A 2,830-nucleotide genomic window follows, 5' to 3' on the forward strand; every position below is an offset into this window, starting at 1 on the left:
TTGAGGGGGTGAGGCCTCCACCCCGACGCACTTCACGGCGGCGGCTGCTTGAGCGGCGCGCTGTCACACGGCCGCCGCTGGGGGGGGCGCTCCTGTTCCTAAGGAGGAAACGCGGGGCCCCCGCGTGCATTTCAAGCAGGTGCGGAGAGTGACTGGGTCGCCTGGGTGAGGTATCACTGAGGTGTGACGCAGGACGAGGACTTCCTCGGGGGACTCCACTACGACGGCTCGAAACGGGACGTCGAGGTCGGGCCGACGACAGGCATCGTGCGCTACTACCCGGTGCCGCCCGCCCCGCCGGCCCGCACGCCGTGGTGGCGCTACACGCTCGTGTTCGTCGTCGGTTTAGCCATCGGTACCGCCGCCGGTGTGGTCCTGTGCAGCAATTTTCTCTGAGTCAGTGCAGCTCACCGTCCATTTGAGACGAAGTTGTCCACAGGTGTGGACGGCTCTGTGCACATGTTGTGGATAGCTGTGGACAGCCCTGGGGACTGCTCGGCGACTTCTCCACAACTTCCGAAAATGGTCTTGACGCAGGAATGAACCTGCCCCTCTCCGGGAACGTCTTAGTTGTGTGACGGCGATCACCAAGATCGTCAACGGAGGAGAGGGAGGTGTGCCGTGGGGATTGCGGGAATCGCGATGCTGGTGCTTTCCCTGGCCGCCGTGCTGATGGTCGTGGTCGCCGGATCAGTTCGGGAGCGGGTTGTCGCGGATGCCGAGGAGAGTGCCGTTGAAGGCCCTGGTGGCCTCCGCGTAGCAGATGGCGTAAGTCCAACCCTCTGACCAGCCCTGGGAACCGGGCATGCGCCACGCCGGGAAGACGTCCGTGCGCTTGTCCGAGCCCACGTAGTCCTGCACGGCCTTGGTGCACTTGTCCTTGGCGATCGCGCTCATCTGGTCCTTGGACGGCGTGGGGTCGCTGAACTTGCCCAGCGGCACGATGCCACCCGGCACGGCCTCTGCCATGTGCGCGCCGTTGCACGCCACCGGCTTCACGTCCGGGTCCTTGGAGGGCGAACCGCCGAGGCAGATCTGGTACGTGTTGAACGCAGAACCCTTCAGGACTCCCTTGAGGATTCCCTTGCGGGGCAGGGCTTTTCCGTCCGGGGTGAGCTCGACGACGGTGCACAGCCGCCACCGGTCACCCTTCTTCCAGCTCGCCTCGTTCGGCCAGAACGCCCACACCTGCAGACGGGTCGCGCCGGCGTCCGCGCTGCCCAGGTAGTCGTTGATCGCCGCGTAGCACGGCGGCAGCGCGGCCTTGCGCAGCGCCTGCGTGTCCGGATAGCTCGACGAGAGACCGGTCAGCTCGCCGAGGTTCATGACCTCGGCGTCGTGGCTCGCGGCGCAGTCGACCGGCTTGAGCTCCGAGGAGTTCATGCACTGCCCCACTTTCGGCAGCGTCGGTGCGTCCGCGGCGGCGGTGGACGGCATCGGGCCGGGTACGGCCTGACCTCCGACCTGGATCGCGCAGCTGCTCAGAGCAAACGCGCTCAGGATGATTCCCACCGCCAGCCGCACACGATTCACACCAGAGAGACTAGGGCCTTGACCTGATCGGCGATGTCCCGACGCTGCTTTTCGAACGCCGGGTCGGTCAGCGCGGCCGGGTCGGCGGGCTGTCCGAGCACCGGCGTGTGGAGGTGTCCACCGAGGACATTCGTTGCGCCGTAACCGATTCGCACCCGGTTGGCCCGGTACATGCTCTCGTTGGAGAGGTAGTTCCCGCCACCGCCGACAGCCGCGACACGGCCCGGTGTCGGGTCATCGGTGCGGCAGTCCTGCTGCGAGCCGACGATCACCCACTCGCAGAAGCTGCGGTTGAGCACCACCGGGAACGGGCCGGTGCCCGCGTCGATCATCTTCTGGAACGGCAGCGAAGTCTCGATGAACTCGTTCGACGGCTGCGGCCACCCAGCTGCATCGGGGACGCTGCCGTACGAGCCGACGTTGTTGTTGTCCGCCGAGCCGCCACGCCAGCGCGCCGCCCACCGCTCGATGTCGAACTTGCCGGGCCTGCCCTGGCTGATCGTCACGAACGCGTCCGGCTTCTGCTCCAGGGCTTTTCCGTAGAACTGCTCGACGATCCCCTCGTCGAACCCGCCCCACAGCACCGGTAGCACCGCGGCCTGCAGCACGACCTTGCCGGTGGGCGTGGTGATCTCCCGGCCGTCGAGCTGCAGCGCCGCCGCACCGGCCGGGTTGGCGCGCCGCACGTTGGTTCCGGTGAGCTGGAACGGGTCGAAGCCGGTCACCGCGATCTTGCGGACGCCGGGCTTCACCGGGAACGCCGAGTCGCTCAGCCCGCGCGAGGCCCAGTCGAACTGCTGGATCAGCTGAGCGCGGTCGTGCACCGACAGCGCGAACCGCGGCTTCCACTGGCGCAACGCGGTGGAGAGCTGCAGGCGCGCCCAGTAGAGCGGGCGGTCGTCGTAAGCGTCGTGTGCCAACGGTTTGCTGCTCTGCGCACGGGCGACCGCGGCCTTCCACAGCGCGTTGCCCTCGCGTTCGGCGAACTGCTGGGCCTGCTTCAGCACGACCTGCCGGCAGAGCTTCGCGGTGAAATCGGTGACGCGGCCGTCGAACCCGGCGAGCTTCACCAGCGCGGGACCGACGGCGGGACCACCGGCCACGAGCGTGTCGTCGAGCCGCTGTTCCTCCACGGTCAGGGGTGCGGTGGTGTCGTAGCAGCTGGCGTCCTGGGCGTGGGCGACGCCCGGCACGACCGCGAGCCCGGTACACCGCGTCACCCTTGTAGGAGCCCGCGATCGGGCGGTAGGAAACGCGAAGGGTGTGGTCGCCCGCGGTCAATGGCGTGGGGGTGAGG

Annotated in this window: 3 protein-coding genes; 1 reads left to right on the forward strand and 2 read right to left on the reverse strand. The window is 67.8% G+C overall.

Annotation, left to right across the window (positions count from 1 at the left end; all coding sequences use genetic code 11):
- Positions 1-183 precede the first annotated feature (183 nt).
- Positions 184-396 carry a hypothetical protein gene (locus ABZX92_RS45605; protein WP_355572373.1) on the forward strand — a complete coding sequence of 71 codons (213 nt, stop codon included), beginning with the start codon at positions 184-186 and terminating at the stop codon, positions 394-396.
- A gap of 294 nt (positions 397-690) precedes the next feature.
- Here the strand turns inward: ABZX92_RS45605 and ABZX92_RS45610 are convergent, their stop codons facing one another.
- A complete protein-coding gene (locus tag ABZX92_RS45610; RefSeq protein ID WP_355572375.1) occupies positions 691-1,533 on the reverse strand; it encodes a septum formation family protein in 843 nt (280 codons plus the stop codon).
- Positions 1,530-2,753 (reverse strand): hypothetical protein, encoded by a 1,224-nt coding sequence (locus ABZX92_RS45615; protein WP_355572377.1) that lies wholly within the window; start codon positions 2,751-2,753, stop codon positions 1,530-1,532. The genes ABZX92_RS45610 and ABZX92_RS45615 overlap by 4 nt, the downstream gene beginning before the upstream one ends.
- Positions 2,754-2,830: the final 77 nt, after the last annotated feature.

It is taken from the genome of Lentzea sp. NPDC006480 (assembly GCF_040611995.1).
Taxonomy (GTDB): Bacteria; Actinomycetota; Actinomycetes; order Mycobacteriales; family Pseudonocardiaceae; genus Lentzea.